Genomic DNA, 16785 nt, shown 5'->3' with positions numbered 1-16785 from the left:
GTTTGCTTTCTTTTAGGCCCAGCTTCGTTTCTGCAATAAGCCTGATAAGTAAACCGCTGTCCAAGTACTCAGAATGAAAGGTGCTGTTAGTGGAAGTAGTGCCAAGGTATGAAAGCCCAAAGTGACCAAGCAGCTTAGTAACATAGATAGGACAATGAGCGGCCAAGGGATACGTTGATAAAGCACAAGCGCTAAGGTCGCAAGCACAGCATTGTAACCATAAAGCCCTTGTTGGATCCGTTCGTCGGATACTCCGATTAAATAGCTGAAAGCTGTGCTGACGGCTACGGCAAGCACGACCCATAACGCATGCTTGATGTTGTTGAACGCAATCGCAGCCAAGATAACCAACCCCGATAACTCATTGTTGATGAAGCTGACTTGGCTAATGCCTTTTAATAACGTTATCGCCATACTTGGTAGGTTCAACCAATCGTTGAATGCCAAAAGCGCCGCCGACTGTGATGTAGTGTTTGAGGGTGTGAAAAAAGGGAGGTTCAAGCCTGATTGAATCATGTAGATAGACCAAGAGGTGACAATAAAGGCACTTGTGTAACCGCGATACTTCTTAAAGCTAAACACGATCTTGGCGATAGGTACGGTAATCAGCGAACCGAGAGCGACTACTAAAATCAGCCACGTATTCACATCAAAGAAATTCCCGATAAACAAAGCAATCAGCGCGCCATTTAACCCATACATACCATTATCAATATCTTGAGACGGCTTATTGGTATACAGGGAAAAACCGTAGCTGCAACTCGCACCGAATAAGGTAAGAAAAGCCAGTGGCAGAGATTCAATTGAAATGGCGAGCAATAGCAGAAGGGAAGTCACGACAGATGATGTGAAATAGACTTGCCCAATACCATTGAGCAAGCCTTGAAGTGGGAGAATGTCCTTACTCTTCTGCATTTTCTGACTATGTTAAATTTTTGATAAGTCAGATTGTATACAATTTTATCGTATTGACCATTATAGAATACTAATTCTGATACCAACGTTCACCATAGGCTGCTTGGTAATCCGGCTTATCGACAAGGCCTTCTTGTTCAGGAACCGTCTCTAATGGTCCAACAACGGTGCGATAAGGTAATACGCCTGCCCAAACGGGGGTATCCATATCGGCTTTATCATCATTCACACCATGTTTCCCTATCTTCACAGACGCTTCGGTTAACGGTATCGCTAGTAGTTCGGTCGCGGTCAGCTCCTTTTCATTGCTGAGCCTGACTTCATCGGTTCTGCCCGGTGCGATTTGCTCAATGAAGATGTTCAACAAGCGATCTTTTTCTTGGTTATCATCAATCGCAGAGAAAGACCCAAATACCACTGCTGAGCGGTAATGCGCACTGTGATGAAAAGCAGAACGTGCCAACACCCAGCCATCAAACAAAGTAAATGTTAGGCAGGTAGGGTTTCCCTTTTTTAACCCTTTCAGAAGACGGCTGTTTTTGGCGCCATGGATATAGACCATGTCATCCACTCGCCATGCGAGCATTGGGATAATCAACGGGCCTTGCTCACCTTCTAGTGCAATGTGCGCGATTAAGCTTTCATCAATGATCTGATGCAGTTTTTCTGGTTCAAATTCGGCCTTGTGAGCCCCTTTCTTGATCGTGGTTCTTTTCGTGTTAGATAACATAATCGCTCCTTAATCATTGCCTTTTGAACAATGTAGCGATTAACTGGTCTATTAAATAGAGCCACTTTTAAACACTATTTGGATCCAGTTATGCAGCCTATTGATGTCGGTGACCTACAGTTAGACGATCAACATGACACACGCCAAACCGCCTTGTTTCATGCGATAAGAGAAAAGATTGTCCAAGATTTATGGAGCAAGGGCAGCAAGTTACCTTCAACGCGCAAGTTGGCTGTGGAATTGTCAGTAAGCCGAAATACGGTGATTTACGCGTATGAACAACTGGTCACCGAAGGTTATATCGAGAGCAAGCAAGGTTCAGGTTTTTATGTGTCGGTTGAACAGCCTGAACATTTCTTGAGTTTATCTCAATCGAGCAGTATTCAGAGTTCACATGATGTGAGTGCAGAGGTTGATACAGCAAGTAGCGCGCGAGTGACATCCAATGATATCAACCGAAGTTTTGCTCCGGGTGTACCCGATCTGGATGCATTCCCTTTTGCTAAGTGGCAGAGATTACTGCAGCGACACGGAACACGTCAGAACATCGCAGGTAATCAAGATGTTCAAGGCAGCTTTGCCTTAAGAGAAGCACTAAGCGGCTACCTCGCGAGCAGCCGTTCAGTTCGGTGTCATGCAGACAGAATCATCATCACGGCAGGGGCACAGCAAGCAATCTCAATTGGCTTAATGGCCACGTTGGCGATGGGCGACCAAATCCTGATGGAGGAGCCTGGTTATCGACAGGTCCATAAAATTGTCGATATGCTAAAGCTCGATCTTGATGGCGTCAGTGTGCGTGAAAAAGTGGGTCTCGACGTTGATAAGATTTTAGCCAGTGATGCTAAGGCTTTGTATGTGACCCCAAGTAATCAATATCCAATGGGGACGACACTCAACACAGAACAACGCTTGAAACTGATTGATTGGGCCAACAAAAATCAGTCTTGGATCATTGAAGATGACTACGACAGTGAATTTCAATTTGCTCATCGTCCGTATACAAGCATGCAGGGGCTGGCGGGTAAGTTAGGCTTTGACGACCGAATTATCTATGTCGGTTCACTGAGTAAAGTCATGTTCAACGGCTTGCGCTTAGGATACTTAGTTGTACCTGAACACTTGGTTGCGAGGTGTCTCGAGATTAAAGACGCGCTCACCGGAGACACGGCTGCACATACACAAGAAGCGCTGGCTGATTTCGTCCATGAAGGTGACTTGCTACGACATATCAGAAAGATGCGTCGTTCATATAAACTCAAATATGAAGCGATGATTGACGCTATTCAAAGCGAGTTTAACGGAGACCTTGAAGTGATCAGCCAAGCCGCAGGATTACATGTAACGGTGAAGTGGTACCAAGGGATATCTGAACACGAGTGGAGCCGACGGGCTGAGCAGGAAAATGTCGTAATCAGACCTTTTGATTTTTACGAGTATGGATCAACCAATATTCGCGATTGGAATGCCGTGATCCTCGGCTTTGGTAATATCCGATTGGTCGAGATAAAGCCGAAGATCAAACAGATCGCTCGGCTTTTTTATCAATAACTGCGGTGATGCTATTTATAACTTATCGACAAGCTACAACTTGTCGATAGAGACGGTGGGTTTACCCAACCATTTGCGCCAAGGGAGTGACAATGTCACAAAAACAGTCACAGCATAAAGCATCGACCAACTTAGGCAGATAAACACCAGCGTACAGATGACCAATGAGATCATGGCTGTGTATCTAGATGCGCCAGTCAGTAATCGGCAGGCTGCTAACATCGCAAGCAGATAAACCAAAACAAAAATGCCATTGGCGAGTTTAAGAAAGAACTCGAGATCCAAATCCGACAGCTCACCAATCACACACGAGATAAGCGCGATAAAGCCAATAGCCAAGGTTGGATAAAGTGGTACGCCACGGCTATTAAGCTGCGCCATTTTACTGGTAGGGGTGTGCTGACGAGCTTGAGCCCAAATCATGCGAGACAAGCTTTGGGTATAAAGGTTTAGGCTCGCAAAACAAGCAAAGAAGCCAAGTACACTGATGACGGTTTTAAAGCCATTGCCAAACAGTTGTTCTGTCACCCAAGGGATAGAGGCAGCATCAAACTCAGGTGAACCATAAGCGCCTAGCTTGATAATAACCACTGAACAAGCCCAGTACACTAAGCCCGCGACGAAACACCCTGCAATGATGGCGATTGGGAAGTCACGTTGTGGATTTTTAAATTCCTCTCCCATGTGAGCAAAGGCTTCTATCCCGACAAAGCACCAAAACATGACCGCCAGTGCCGCACCAATAGACCACATTGAATCGGATGTCATAGTCGGAACCGCTATGTCAGCTGCAGTGATGTCGGCTTTCCAGACAAAAGCGCTGACTAAGGCAAAGATGGACAATGCAATCACGGTTTGTAAGCGGCCGGAAGACTTACTGCCCATCAAATTGACGGCGATAAGCAGAGCGACGGTAAAGGATTGAGCACCCAGAGGTGTGTCGAGTGGTACGGGTAGCAGTTGTTGAGCAAAGCCGCCCGCCAATGCAATCGCAGCGGGAATGCCGACAGGGATCACACTCACAAACAACCAAGCAACGCTCGTTTCTAATCGCTCGCTGAACGCTTGGCGCACAAAATAGGCCGTGCCTCCTGCATTAGGGTAGCGTTTCCCTAATGCTGCAAAGGTTAGGGCGATCGGGCAAATAGCGATAAACAGGATTAACCACGCGAGTAGTGACAACTGCCCTGCGATGCCAGCGGCAATAGCGGGAATCATAAAGAGCCCAGTACCCAGCAAGGTCGTAGAGAGTTGTCCAATTCCGGACATTAGCGTGATTTCTTGTTTGAGTTGTGACATTCGCTCTCCTAGCTATTGGCTGTGCTGTCGGTTTTAACGTGTCGTCTTGTGAGACTGAGACTGAGACTGAGACTGAAAGCATACATTGTCGACATCAATAATACAGCTAGCGAAACGTCTTAAGCGGCCGTCAATTTAACGGTATTAATCTGATTAAACGTGAAAGTGTCGGCTGTTATAAACGTCGACTGTTATAAGCAGGGAAGTTGTGTCAAATTAGACACTATAAATAGAACAATAAGTGGAACGAATCAGAAGCATGGATAAATTTGATCGCCAGATTTTAGATATTCTCAAAACCAATGCACGTTGCTCAGTGAGCGATATCGCCCGAGATGTCAGCCTTTCGCGCTCGGCGGTAAATGCCAGAATCAAGAAACTGGAAAGCGACAAAGTGATTACGGGTTATTGCGCTCAAGTGACAGAGCCCAATCAAACGAAGAATGTGTGCGCTTACATCTTGTTGAAGTTCGACATGTCGAGCAGCGACCATAGCTGTGAGTCTTATGCGCAACGAATCCAGAGCATTGATGGTGTGCAATGGTGCCACTCTATCAGCGGTGAGACAGATATGATGCTGTACGTTGAAGTGGAAAGCATGGAGCATTTAAACCAAGTTCGCGATCAACTGCAAAGCTATCCAGATCTGCGCCACCTAGTGACTCATACTGTGTTGACTGAGTTTTTTAACAAACTGAATCCGACGGTATATTCATGTTAGGCAATATCAATTTAAACCTGCTGCGCTCACTGCATGTACTTCTTGAAGAGTGTCATGTAAGCCGTGCCGCTCAGCGCCTGCACATCACACAGTCTGCGGTCAGTCGTCAGCTCAGCCAGCTACGAGACTTGTGTGGCGACCCTCTGTTAGTTCGTGATGGCAATAAGCTGGTTCCGACCAATCGTGCGCTGCAGTTAAAAGACAAACTCGATGACTTGTTGGGCGAGTTTGATCACTTATTAGATGATAAGCCGTTCGAACCGAAAGATTGGCAAGGTGAGTTGGTGTTGTCTTCGAGTGATTATGTGGCTCAGTATATTCTGCCTGTGATTGTTGCTGAGGTGTCTGCCGAAGCGCCAAATATCAATTTGGCGTATCGTTTGTGGCAGCCAAACTACCTTGAAGCACTGAATGAGTCAGGTATTCACTTGGCTTCGAGTATTTTCCCTAAGAAACCAGAACATGTTTCTAGCATCAAACTTGGCGAAGATAAGTCGGTGTGTTTGATGCGCAAGTCCCATCCATTAGCTCAGCAATCGACTTTGAGTACAGAAGATATCGTCAGCTACTCACACATTAAAGTGACTGGTGGGGGAGACAAAGACAGTTATTCTGATATTGCGTTAAAGAAATTGGGGCATAAGCGCAGAGTCGCTTTGCAGGTTCCGTTCTTTTCATCGGCTGGTACCGTGTTAATGCAAGACGATTATCTGATGATCGTTCCGGAACATATCGCCTATAACTTAGGTCGACACCTTGAAACGACCTACTTTTCGTTGCCATTTGAAACGGAGATGCACACCTATTGGTTAATGTGGCACCCGAAGTATGACAACGATTCTGCTCACAAATGGGCGCGAGAAAAGGCATTCCAAGCGATGCAGAAGTCGAGTTACAATATCAGTATGACTTAAAATCATAAACATGATGATAATCTTTGATTTCAATTAATACCTTTTGCGAATTATCGTAAGCACTAAGTATTGAGTATTAATTGTAGAGTGTTCAGCTGGAACGCTTGGTTTTACTAGGAATGGAATGATGACAGTAACAATTTGGTTTTCTTTATTAGCTATCTGCTTGTTGGGTGCAATGTCTCCAGGCCCAAGCTTGGCGATGATCGCTAAACACAGTTTGGCTGGTGGCCGTATGAACGGGCTTATCGCGGCTTGGTCACATGCTGCTGGCATCGGTATTTACGCGTTCGCAACCATTGTCGGTTTAGCGGTGTTACTTGAGCAATCGCCAATGATTTTTAAAGGCATCAGTTTGGCGGGTGCAGCGTATCTACTTTATCTTGGTGTGAATGCATTACGCTCAAAAGGTGGTGTTGCTGCGAAATTGGAAGCGGGTGAACAGATGAGCTACATGCAGTCTGCTCGCGAAGCTTTCTTGATCTCTATCTTGAGCCCAAAGATCGCGCTGTTCTTTATCGCTCTATTTAGCCAATTTGTGGCGTTAGGTAACGAACTCAGCAATCAGGTGATTATTGTCTCAACGCCACTGATTGTTGATGGCCTTTGGTATACCTTCATTACTTTGGTGCTCTCTAGCCCGTTGATCGTAGAGCGCATTCGAGCAAAAGCGCAGTTGATCGATCGATTGTCTGGCGTGGTTTTAATCTTGCTTGCTGTTCGCGTGGTGTGGACGATATAGCGGTAGGCCAGATACTGGCAAGAAACGACATCCATTAAAAAGGCTCACTAGACGTTATCTAGTGAGCCTTTTTGACTTCTAGGGATTGGCTTCGACAGACTTGAGCTTGTTAGCCTTCCGAATTCAGAACCGCATCGAGCTTTTTCATCGAGTCAGAAAAGTACGGGTTGTAGGTCAAGCGCGCATGGTTTTTACCTTCTTCACGATATCCCCACGCCGAGTACCACACTTCACTTGTCGCGTTACACTCGGCTTCAAAACCTTCAGCCTGACCATTAGAGCAGATCTTTTCGCTACCATTGATTCCGTAGTACGGATTGCTTGGCGAGAACAGTAAACCCATGTGAGAGCCGTTCGAGATACGTTGCTCTGGGATCTTCATGCTATATTGAACCGCGCGAGGATCGTCGAGTGTGGTTTCTCCTTGCCAAACCAACACATTGTTTGGGTTGGGCATAGACTCAGTAAACGCCTGCTGAACGAAGCTAGTGTCAATCACACTGTCGCCTTCACTCATCATAATAAACACCGGCTTATCGAAGTGTTTATCTTGCAAGTCTTCACGAACTACTTCTGATGTCTCGTAGTAAACCGAGGCACCATTCATTGGCAGTGAGTTGTAGCGAAGTACGTTGTCTTCAGGATCTTGATCCGCCCACGTAACAAAGTAGCTTGCTAGCCCTGCATATTGAACCGCAGACGAACTCGGTTGGAACGCAGGAGAGAACAGAAGTAACCCAGAAATCTTAGGGTCGTTCATCGCCTGTGAAGTCACGAGGTTCGCACCGGTTGAATAACCGCCAAGCCACACAGAATCATACTCTTTCTCTAGCAACTTAGTGTGGTGAGCCACCACGCCCTGCCAATCTTCTAAGTTTGGCTGCATTAAGTCACCAACACGACTGCCGTGACCGGGTAGTAATACCGTTCTCACTAGGTAACCTTGTTCGGCTAAATGTGTCGCGATGTCTTTGAATGAGTAGGGAGAATCGCCCAATCCATGAACCAATAAAACGGCCTTGCCATTTGGCTTCTCAGGCTGATATTCGGTGGGTGAATTGAGTTGAATCTCTAGCTGCTTATTTTTGGTCATGAACACACGGTTTTTCAGTAACCAATCTTGAGTGTCGTTCACGTAGGCGTCAAAGCTGTCTTGCTGATATTCAGGCAAGTTAGGAGATGTTTCGTAAGCGGGGGCTATGGTCTCGTTGGAGCACCCAACGAGACTTAAAGTCGTTAAAGCGAGTAGCGTTAGAATGGTCTTGCTATGCATTTTTTAATCTTGTCTCTGTCATGTTTTAAGTTGTCTTCAGTAAACAGCTTAGATTACTTATCACTTGTTACTCACTACTTATTTTTTTGACTACTTCTTGCTTGAAAGGTCTTCGTATTCACCTTCAATAACACCGGCATCATTGGTTGATGACTGACGAGTGTTCATATGAGCTGCGAAACCTTGTTTCTTCATTTGATTCTGAATGCGCTTGCCAGTAATTAAAGCTGCAATAGCCAAAGGAATAGCAAGAATCAAGCTTGTGAATAGCGCCAAAAGGCCAGTAAACAATGCAATAATCGTAACTAATATATTTTTCATATTCATTCCTCTCTTTCTATGTTGTTACTTTATCGCTTCTATTCTGAACGAAACATGAACGTCGTTAAATATTCTTCAAGAGTCACTATGACACAGGTGTGTGTGGTTTGCGGGTTTATATGTAGTCATAAACACGCACTAAAAATATGGAATTTAATCAAGTCTTTTAAAATCAATAACTTAAAAGTTGGCACGCTTGATGCTCTATAGGGTTTGGAATAAGTCACTGTAAGCAAAGTACTTACAGCTAATAAAAAATTACTGGAGCCCCTATATGTTCTGTATTCAATGTGAACAAACAATTCAAACACCCACTGTAAAAGGCTGTTCTTTCGCACAAGGTATGTGTGGCAAAACTTCGGAAGTATCCGACCTTCAAGATGTGTTGGTGCATTCTCTCCAAGGTGTCTCTTTTTGGGCAAATTTAGGTCGCACTTGCGATGTTATTGATACTGAAATTGATGAGTGGGCGCCAAAAGCGTTTTTCGCAACTCTCACCAACGTTAACTTCGACCCTGCTCGTATCATCGAATTTGCACAGCAATCTCACGAATTCAAACAGCGTTTAGAGCAACAAGTTCGCGCAGCAGCGACTTTGATTGGCTTTGAAATCCCAACGCTTTCTGCAGCAGCGCAGTTCGATCTTCCAACTGATTCTTCAGAGCTATTGGCACTTGCACCACAAGCCGCGGTTAACCGTGGTCACGACTCTCAACATGAAGATGTGATTGGCCTTCGTCTTCTTTGCCTATACGGTCTAAAAGGCGCTGCGGCTTACATGGAGCACGCTCGTGTTCTTGGCCAAACTGACAACGCTATTTTCGCTGAATACCATGAAATCATGGCGTTCCTAGGTACTGACCCATCAGACCTAAAACAGTTACTTGATACATCAATGCAGATTGGCTTGATGAACTACAAAGTAATGGAAATGCTAGACAAAGGCGAGACAGATACCTTCGGTCACCCGCAACCAACAACGGTCAATGTGAAGACTAAGCAAGGTCACTGTATCCTTGTTTCTGGCCACGACTTGCATGATCTAGAAAAGATCCTTCAACAAACCGAAGGCAAGGGCATCAATGTTTACACTAACGGCGAGATGTTACCTGCACACGGTTACCCTGAGCTAAACAAGTACCCACACCTTGCGGGTAACTACGGTAGCGCTTGGCAGAACCAGCAAAAAGAATTCGCTAACTTCCCTGGCGCAATTGTAATGACGTCTAACTGCCTGCTTAACCCTGATGTAGGTTCTTACGCAGACCGTCTATTTACACGTAGCATCGTAGGTTGGCCAGGTGTTGATCACCTTGAAGGCGACGATTTCAGCGCAGTAATTGATTGTGCACTGGCGCAAGAAGGCTTCAAACACGACGAGATCGAGCAAATGATCACTGTCGGCTTCGGTCGTAACGCACTGATGGAAGCGGCACCTGCGGTTGTTGAGCAAGTGAAAGAAGGCAACATCAAGCACTTCTTCCTAGTCGGTGGTTGTGACGGTGACAAATCTGAGCGTAGCTACTACACAGACTTCACAGCTCAAGCGCCAGAAGATTCAGTAATCCTGACATTGGCATGTGGTAAATTCCGTTTCAATAAGAACCAATTTGGTGACATTAACGGTATCCCACGTCTACTCGATGTTGGCCAATGTAACGATGCTTACTCTGCTATTCAGCTTGCTATCGCGCTGTCTCAAGAGTTTGATTGTGGCATCAACGAACTTCCGCTAACGCTGGTTCTATCTTGGTTCGAGCAAAAAGCGATCGTTATCCTGCTGACTTTGTTCGCTCTAGGTGTGAAAGGTATTTACACAGGCCCTACAGCGCCTGCGTTCCTAACTGAGAACCTACTTAAGATTATGCAAGACGAGTTCGACATGCGTTCTATCTCAACGCCAGAGCAAGATCTTAAAACAATCTTAGCGGCTTAATTTAAGCGCACTCCTAAGCCCCTTTGTTGCTGTTCTCTTAGAGTTGGTAATGTCGGGGCTTTTTAGATTTAAATCTTCAGTCATTTAATCAATTAGTCATCAGCAAGGTGTGTGAACTATGTATGCATGGTCGGATAGCGATTCAATCAATTTAGTGTGTTTAAAGAAATGGCACGAGACGCCAGATACGGTCAGCTTTGAGCTTGGCAGTATTCCACAAGACCTCCATTTCAACTTTAAGCCAGGCCAGTTCATTACGCTGGGTTTGGACATGCCGACAAAAACCGATTATCGCGCGTATTCTGTGGCTTCTTGTCCTGAAGACAATCGCATAAAGCTGACAGTAAAGCGTGTGGAAGGTGGGTTGGTTTCTAACTTTATTGTCGATGAGCTTGATGAAGGTGATGAGGTTTCTGTTTTAAAGCCGGCTGGTGGCTTTAACTGCATTGATTGCATGCCTACTACGAGCAAGAAAGTGACGCTGGTTAGCGCGGGTTGCGGGATCACACCGGTTATGGCGATGGTGAAGTATTGGTTGTCTCAAGATAGCGAGATGGAAATAGATTTCGTTCATATGGCACGTAATAAGCTTGAGACTATCTACTTTCAAGAACTTCATCAGCTCGACGAAACACATACTAATTTCAACCTAAAACTGCTGCTGAAAGATAACGAAGGAACAACGGCGCCTCAAGGTCGATTGGATAAGAATTGGTTGGTGAAACTGAGCCCAGATATCTTAGACAGAACCGTTTATCTTTGTGGCCCGGTTGGGTTCATGCAAGACATAGAAAGTTACCTGAAAGAACTAGAGTTCAACATGGATAACTTTTATCAAGAGAGCTTCACGCCAGTTTCTAAAGACACGCAGCAAGCCGTAGAAGCGGATGTGAACAATGCTGAGGCGAATGATGGTGGTTCTGTAAAAGTCTTCGTACCTGCATTTGGTAAAGAAGTGGAAGCCGACGCAGGCACGCCACTGGCAGATTCATTAGAAAATGCAGGCGTTCCAATTATCATCGCCTGTCGCAGCGGTATTTGTGGTTCGTGCAAATGCAAAGTGACCAAAGGTTCGGTGGAATCGAGCAGTCAAGAGACACTGACAGCCGAAGAAATAGAGCAGGGGTACGTGTTGGCGTGCTCAAGTACGATTCAGTCAGACGTTGAAGTTGAGTTGTAGCCATTTTATACAGGAAAGAATGAAGCTCTACAGGCAAGAATGAAGCACGTGAGAACGGAGCTTTGTTCGTGTGGAAGACACCGTGTTTAGAAGACATAGCGTGTAGCAGATATAAAAAGGCCACTTAGATCGTTAGAGAGAGCAGATCTAAGTGGCAACCCTATTGTTTATACGGGGGAGCAAAACAAAAGGGGTTGCGAAGCCTATAACAGACTTCGCAGATATAGTTATTATGTTGTGGAGCTGGTTGCGCTGAGTTAGTTACAAGATCGAAGTCGTTTAAACTTCAGGGTATGTCTTGTAACGAACGCCCATCATCTGTTCCATACAGTGAACAACTTGGCAGCTGTAGCCAAACTCGTTGTCGTACCAAATGTAGAGAACAGCGCGGTTGTCTTGCGCGATAGTTGCAACACCGTCAACCACACCAGGGTGGCGAGAGCCTACTAAGTCTGTAGATACAATCTCAGTTGAGTCGGTGTAATCAATCTGTGCAGATAAAGTCGAAGATAGCGCCATTTCACGCAGGTATTCGTTCAACTCTTCTTTGTTTGTGCCTTTCTCAAGGTTTAGGTTTGCTACTGCCATTGAAACGTTTGGCGTCGGTACACGAATCGCATTACCTGTTAACTTACCTTCCATTTCTGGCATCGCTTTTGATACTGCTTTTGCAGCACCTGTTGATGTTAGTACCATGTTCAATGAAGCAGCACGACCACGACGATCACCAGAGTGGAAGTTGTCGATCAAGTTTTGGTCATTGGTAAATGAATGAACCGTTTCGATGTGACCCGATAGGACACCAAACTTGTCGTGAACCGCTTTTAATACTGGCGTAATTGCATTTGTTGTACAGCTTGCAGCAGAGATGATTGTATCTTCTGGTTGAATGTCATTTTGGTTTACACCAAATACGACGTTCTTGATTTCACCTTTACCTGGCGCAGTCAGTAGAACCTTCTTCGCACCATTGCACGCAACGTGTTGGCTTAGGCCTTCAGCGTCACGCCACACACCTGTGTTATCAACGACAAGTGCATTCTCGATACCGTAAGCGGTGTAATCCACTTCTGCTGGCTTGTTTGCGTAGATAACTTGGATGAAGTTACCGTTAACGATGATCGCTTTACGTTCTTGGTCTACAACGATGCTGCCGTTGAATTGGCCATGAACAGAGTCACGACGTAGCAAGCTTGCACGTTTTTCTAAGTCACCATCTTTACCGCCACGAACAACAATTGCACGTAAACGTAGTGGGTAACCTGGGCCACTTTTCTCGATCAATAGACGAGTCAACAAGCGGCCAATACGACCAAAACCGTACAAAACAACATCGCGAGGTTCTGTCATCGCATCGCCTTCAAGCGATTCTAAAAGTGCAGTTTGTAGGAAATCATCCAACCCGTGTGTGTCTTCGCGATCTTGCCAGAATGTATGAGCAAGGCGACCAACATCGATACGACATGGAGACAAGTCCATAGTGAGAAGGTGTTGAATGATTGGTTGAGTCTGCTCTGCTGTAAGCGGAGAACCTGTGTAACGTTTTGCGATGCGGTGAGCTTTGATGATGTCGATAGTTGTCGCGTTAACCAGTGTTTTACCGAACAGGATAACTTCAACGCCTTTTTGGCGGTACAACTGACCTAAAGTAGGAGCGATTGATTCAGCAATAGTTTGACTAGTTTGCCAGTCTAGGAGGTGCTTTTCGGGACTCATCTTTACTCGGGACCTTTCACGTTAATTTCTGCAATCATAGCGAATGTAGGGTAGCCATGAGTGCATGGGGGGAGTTGAGCTATCTAAGCTTTTGTGGTCTTTAACGCCACTTAAAATGCGCTTGATATGCCTTGTGTGTAACTTGTAATTTTTATGTGGCAGGATTGTAAGGTACGACGGGTTATTCTGCTAGGAAAAATAAATGCAGATAAATTATCTGAAACTTGGCTTTATATTAGTCATAAATCAAGCTTTTAGCGTCAATAAAGGCTATTGACTTTAACAATCTGTAGCACTTAATTCTCGCCAAAAAATACTCAACTCAAAATATGATGTGTAATTCAGGTCATAGTGATCATAAAAGATGTGATCATTAACTCAAGTTACACGTAAATGGTAAACAACAGATAGGCTAATCGACCGTTTTTCCTGTTCGATCTTGGCACAAGCTAAGATAGAGTGCGAAAAGTGCATGACGCAAACGATTAGATCTCACAAATTTCACCTAATTGTCGACTTTATTAATGTCTAGAGTCGTTACTCGCTGCCTTGCAGAGCCGATAAGCTTTCTTTTTCACTTGTTATGCGAGTGATAATAACTCGATCAATCTAGTTTCACTTCACTTGTTTGTACCTCTCTTGAGTAGACCTCATGGGTTTACACCTCACTGACTCAAATAAACCCTTAAAGCATCGAAAGCGATGCCAGTTAATATAAATGTCTATTCTGGGCTCAGAGTATCGTCAGTTCATATCCAATTTGATCAATAACCTCTGTTAATGTCCTATCCTTAACGTGGGCTAGGTAAAATTACTTTCGGGAAGGGAGTCATTATAAAAATGATAAACATGTCAATTAGATGGCGTCTTATTTTTCTTTCCACGGTTTCTGTAATCATTATGTTTGGTTTTACAGTCAATGAAGTGCTAAAGAACGATAAGAAGATGAACCACCTTGAAACAACACGTATTAAGGTCGAAGCGCTTCAATCTTTTAATACTATTTCAAGTAATGCTTATCGATGGTTGGTTCTGTCTAATGACTCCCCTGAGAAAGGTCAGCTGCTTTTAACGCTGCAATCAGAACTGGATAGGCTTACGCAATATGAGATTCGACTTCAACAGTTCGACGCTAACTGGAGTGTTGAGCCACAGTTGGTCGAACTTAAAAACGTGTTGATTAGCCTTGCTCAAGCGCCAGAAACTACTGACAACACACTGTTAACTGAACGTGCTTTTGACTTGCTGAAAGACGTGTTGATGGAACTGTCTGAATATCAAATGATCTTAGTGGATGAAGATATCGGCGAAGCTGATGCGATGTTTGTCCATCTTACTAATTACGTGTTTTGGACCCAGAGGGAAGCATGGCTAAGCTACAGCTTGTATCGCTCCCCAGAATTGAAGAATCAGTATCTACTGAGCTATGTTGGTGCTTTGGAAAGGCAGCAACAGTTGTTGGATTCGTTTTTTCGATCGGGCAGTCGCTCTCCAGAGATTAGAACACTGCTAAACGCTTTCTCCAAAGATGAACTGCAAGACAGCTTCACATCTCGAATCCTCAAAGGGGACTTCTCGTCACCCGAAATCTATGAACATTTGAAAGGCTTAGAGCTGAAAAAACGCGCTATTTCACAAGCAATTGGTGCTTATACCAAGCAATTACAATCTGATCTGACAAAGAACATCGCTTTACAAAAACGACAAACCTTGGTCATAACTCTATTGATTCTGGTCGCTTCAGGCGCTCTGTTATGGCTCGGTATCGCTACCTCTCTGCGTTTAAACCGAAACCTATCATCGATCCTTAAAGGGGTATCGGAATGCGCAGACAGCTATGGCAAGCCCAAGGTGATTCACATTCAAGGGAACGATGAGCTTGCTGAGTTCACTGAGACTCTAAATCGAGTGATGGAACGTAACTACCATCACAACAAAGAGTTAATCAAAGCCAAAGAAGACGCGATTTCGGCAAACAAAGCCAAAAGTGCCTTTTTAGCGAACATGTCCCATGAAATACGTACGCCGCTCAATGGGATTATCGGTATGGCCGAGATTTTATCTCAAAGCCAACTGAGTGCTAATCAACAAGAAGTCTTGGGCGATATAGAGTCGTCTTCCCATTCCTTGCTGGTTCTGCTGAATGACATTCTCGACCTTTCGAAAATAGAGTCAGGTAATTTGATGCTGTCGCCACATAATGCCGACCTTCGAGAGGCTGTTTATGACTCGGTGAGTGTGATTCTATCGAAAGCGATGAGCAAAGATATCGAACTCGATATTAATATTGACCCACAAACTCCACCACAGCTCTTCTTTGATGAGTATCGTGTTAGGCAGGTACTCACCAATTTGCTATCGAATGCCATTAAATTTACATCTAAAGGCTCAATCACCACAGATATTGCTTATACACCCATGTCATTAGGCCGAGGAAAGCTTGATTGCACAGTGACTGATACCGGTATCGGCATTGAACCCGAGAAACTAGAATCGATCTTCGAACCTTTCACACAAGAAGATGGCAGTATTACTCGACAGTTTGGAGGTACAGGTTTAGGGCTCGCGATCTGTCGACAGCTTGTTGATTTAATGGGTGGGTATATCAGTGCACAATCGGTGAAAGGCGAGGGCTCCACGTTCTCGTTTTGTTTGTACGTCGATATTATAGAAAGCCATGTTCAAACCTTTGAGAACCTAAGCCATGCAACGATAGTCTCAAATTCTTTCAGCTATTTAGATCAGTTGGTCAAAGAGTGTGAGCGTTTTAGTATTCGAGCGCAGGTGGTTCCATCCATCGTTGAACTCGATGCAAGTATCACGGAGAGTGACTTCATACTCTATTGCCACACGTTACATCACTCTATGGATAAAGATCTTGCTGCGCTCAAGGAGCTCTATCCTCTTTCTCGTGTGATCGTGTGCCAACATCACCTATTTAAGACGAACTTAATCACGGAGCCTGTTCATTCCACGCATACTTTACCCTTCTTAGGGAAACGATTTTTAAATAGCCTATTGTCGCTCGACATTGGCGAAGAAGAGGTTGAGCAAGAGGAGTTTGAAACGGAAGAGGTTCGGTCGTTGAATCGACGCATATTGATTGTCGAAGATAACTTGATGAACCAAAAGATAGCGAGCTTCTTTCTTGAGAAAGCAGGTTATGAATACCTAATTGCTAGCAATGGCCAAGAAGCGGTCGATGTGATTACTCAAGGCGCTCAGTTTGATGCGATTCTAATGGACTGCATGATGCCTGTCATGGATGGCATTACCGCCACTAGAGCCATCCGAGATTGGGAAACAGAGCAGGGCGTTACGCCGTTACCGATCATTGCCCTGACAGCTAGCGTGTTGGACGAGGACATTAAAGACTGCTTTGAAGCGGGTATGAATGCTTACTTGCCTAAACCTTATAAATCCCACCAATTGTATGACCTTTTCAGTAGCTTAGATATCGTATAAGCCAACGGACACCTCTTTGATG

The 16785-nt window shown here is 44.8% G+C and carries 13 protein-coding genes; 7 read left to right on the top strand and 6 right to left on the bottom strand.

The window, feature by feature from the left end; translation table 11 throughout:
• Positions 1 to 12 precede the first annotated feature (12 nt).
• Complete coding sequence (locus QUF19_RS17915) at positions 13 to 915, bottom strand: urea transporter (protein WP_286301695.1); 903 nt, start codon at positions 913 to 915, stop codon at positions 13 to 15.
• A 70-nt stretch (positions 916 to 985) separates the two neighbouring features.
• Positions 986 to 1645 carry a pyridoxamine 5'-phosphate oxidase family protein gene (locus tag QUF19_RS17910; RefSeq protein WP_286301693.1) on the bottom strand — a complete coding sequence of 220 codons (660 nt, stop codon included), beginning with the start codon at positions 1643 to 1645 and terminating at the stop codon, positions 986 to 988.
• Positions 1646 to 1735: 90 nt separating this feature from the next.
• On the opposite strand from QUF19_RS17910, the gene pdxR reads away from it, so the two are divergent.
• Positions 1736 to 3196 (top strand): MocR-like pyridoxine biosynthesis transcription factor PdxR, encoded by a 1461-nt coding sequence (gene pdxR / locus QUF19_RS17905; RefSeq protein ID WP_286301691.1) that lies wholly within the window; start codon positions 1736 to 1738, stop codon positions 3194 to 3196.
• 33 nt (positions 3197 to 3229) lie between these two features.
• On the opposite strand, the gene yjeH is transcribed toward pdxR, so the two are convergent.
• Entirely contained in the window at positions 3230 to 4495 is a 1266-nt protein-coding gene (yjeH, locus tag QUF19_RS17900; RefSeq protein WP_286301690.1) for an L-methionine/branched-chain amino acid transporter, read from the bottom strand.
• A 259-nt stretch (positions 4496 to 4754) separates the two neighbouring features.
• Between yjeH and QUF19_RS17895 the strand changes: the two genes are divergently transcribed.
• The 3 genes from QUF19_RS17895 to QUF19_RS17885 all read left to right on the top strand — a co-directional run bounded on the left by QUF19_RS17895 (position 4755) and on the right by QUF19_RS17885 (position 6872).
• On the top strand, positions 4755 to 5216 hold the full coding sequence (locus QUF19_RS17895; RefSeq protein WP_102434157.1) for an Lrp/AsnC family transcriptional regulator: 462 nt from the start codon (positions 4755 to 4757) through the stop codon (positions 5214 to 5216).
• Entirely contained in the window at positions 5210 to 6130 is a 921-nt protein-coding gene (locus tag QUF19_RS17890; RefSeq protein ID WP_102434158.1) for a LysR family transcriptional regulator, read from the top strand. Before QUF19_RS17895 ends, QUF19_RS17890 begins: the two co-directional genes overlap by 7 nt.
• Positions 6131 to 6257: 127 nt before the next feature.
• Positions 6258 to 6872 carry a LysE family translocator gene (locus QUF19_RS17885; RefSeq protein ID WP_029223519.1) on the top strand — a complete coding sequence of 205 codons (615 nt, stop codon included), beginning with the start codon at positions 6258 to 6260 and terminating at the stop codon, positions 6870 to 6872.
• Between the two features lie 109 nt (positions 6873 to 6981).
• Here the strand turns inward: QUF19_RS17885 and QUF19_RS17880 are convergent, their stop codons facing one another.
• Both QUF19_RS17880 and QUF19_RS17875 read right to left on the bottom strand, forming a co-directional pair.
• Positions 6982 to 8145 (bottom strand): alpha/beta hydrolase, encoded by a 1164-nt coding sequence (locus tag QUF19_RS17880; protein ID WP_286301685.1) that lies wholly within the window; start codon positions 8143 to 8145, stop codon positions 6982 to 6984.
• 90 nt (positions 8146 to 8235) lie between these two features.
• On the bottom strand, positions 8236 to 8466 hold the full coding sequence (locus QUF19_RS17875) for a hypothetical protein (protein WP_286301683.1): 231 nt from the start codon (positions 8464 to 8466) through the stop codon (positions 8236 to 8238).
• Between the two features lie 274 nt (positions 8467 to 8740).
• Here QUF19_RS17875 and hcp point away from each other — a divergent pair, with 274 nt between their 5' ends.
• Together hcp and QUF19_RS17865 are read left to right on the top strand one after the other, a co-directional pair.
• Entirely contained in the window at positions 8741 to 10402 is a 1662-nt protein-coding gene (hcp, locus tag QUF19_RS17870; RefSeq protein WP_260811492.1) for a hydroxylamine reductase, read from the top strand.
• Positions 10403 to 10520: 118 nt separating this feature from the next.
• A complete protein-coding gene (locus QUF19_RS17865) occupies positions 10521 to 11582 on the top strand; it encodes an FAD-binding oxidoreductase (RefSeq protein WP_286301677.1) in 1062 nt (353 codons plus the stop codon).
• A gap of 279 nt (positions 11583 to 11861) precedes the next feature.
• On the opposite strand, the gene QUF19_RS17860 is transcribed toward QUF19_RS17865, so the two are convergent.
• The gene (locus QUF19_RS17860; RefSeq protein ID WP_286301675.1) at positions 11862 to 13298 is read right to left on the bottom strand and encodes a glyceraldehyde-3-phosphate dehydrogenase; all 1437 of its coding nucleotides are present in this window, start codon (positions 13296 to 13298) and stop codon (positions 11862 to 11864) included.
• A 900-nt stretch (positions 13299 to 14198) separates the two neighbouring features.
• Here QUF19_RS17860 and QUF19_RS17855 point away from each other — a divergent pair.
• A complete protein-coding gene (locus QUF19_RS17855) occupies positions 14199 to 16763 on the top strand; it encodes a hybrid sensor histidine kinase/response regulator (RefSeq protein WP_286303317.1) in 2565 nt (854 codons plus the stop codon).
• The last annotated feature ends 22 nt before the right edge of the window (positions 16764 to 16785 follow it).

It is taken from the genome of Vibrio sp. FE10, assembly GCF_030297155.1.
In the GTDB taxonomy this organism is placed as follows: Bacteria; Pseudomonadota; Gammaproteobacteria; order Enterobacterales; family Vibrionaceae; genus Vibrio; species Vibrio apostichopi.
This window is presented reverse-complemented; position numbering and strand designations above follow the sequence as displayed.

Bases quoted from the DNA above. Each gene is read 5' to 3' on its own strand.
- QUF19_RS17910 (WP_286301693.1), bottom strand. From the start codon at position 1,645: ATGTTATCTAACACGAAAAGAACCACGATCAAGAAAGGGGCTCACAAG.
- QUF19_RS17895 (WP_102434157.1), top strand. From the start codon at position 4,755: ATGGATAAATTTGATCGCCAGATTTTAGATATTCTCAAAACCAATGCA.
- QUF19_RS17885 (WP_029223519.1), top strand. From the start codon at position 6,258: ATGACAGTAACAATTTGGTTTTCTTTATTAGCTATCTGCTTGTTGGGT.
- QUF19_RS17865 (WP_286301677.1), top strand. From the start codon at position 10,521: ATGTATGCATGGTCGGATAGCGATTCAATCAATTTAGTGTGTTTAAAG.
- pdxR (WP_286301691.1), top strand. From the start codon at position 1,736: ATGCAGCCTATTGATGTCGGTGACCTACAGTTAGACGATCAACATGAC.
- QUF19_RS17855 (WP_286303317.1), top strand. From the start codon at position 14,199: ATGTTTGGTTTTACAGTCAATGAAGTGCTAAAGAACGATAAGAAGATG.
- hcp (WP_260811492.1), top strand. From the start codon at position 8,741: ATGTTCTGTATTCAATGTGAACAAACAATTCAAACACCCACTGTAAAA.
- yjeH (WP_286301690.1), bottom strand. From the start codon at position 4,495: ATGTCACAACTCAAACAAGAAATCACGCTAATGTCCGGAATTGGACAA.
- QUF19_RS17875 (WP_286301683.1), bottom strand. From the start codon at position 8,466: ATGAAAAATATATTAGTTACGATTATTGCATTGTTTACTGGCCTTTTG.
- QUF19_RS17880 (WP_286301685.1), bottom strand. From the start codon at position 8,145: ATGCATAGCAAGACCATTCTAACGCTACTCGCTTTAACGACTTTAAGT.
- QUF19_RS17860 (WP_286301675.1), bottom strand. From the start codon at position 13,298: ATGAGTCCCGAAAAGCACCTCCTAGACTGGCAAACTAGTCAAACTATT.
- QUF19_RS17915 (WP_286301695.1), bottom strand. From the start codon at position 915: ATGCAGAAGAGTAAGGACATTCTCCCACTTCAAGGCTTGCTCAATGGT.
- QUF19_RS17890 (WP_102434158.1), top strand. From the start codon at position 5,210: ATGTTAGGCAATATCAATTTAAACCTGCTGCGCTCACTGCATGTACTT.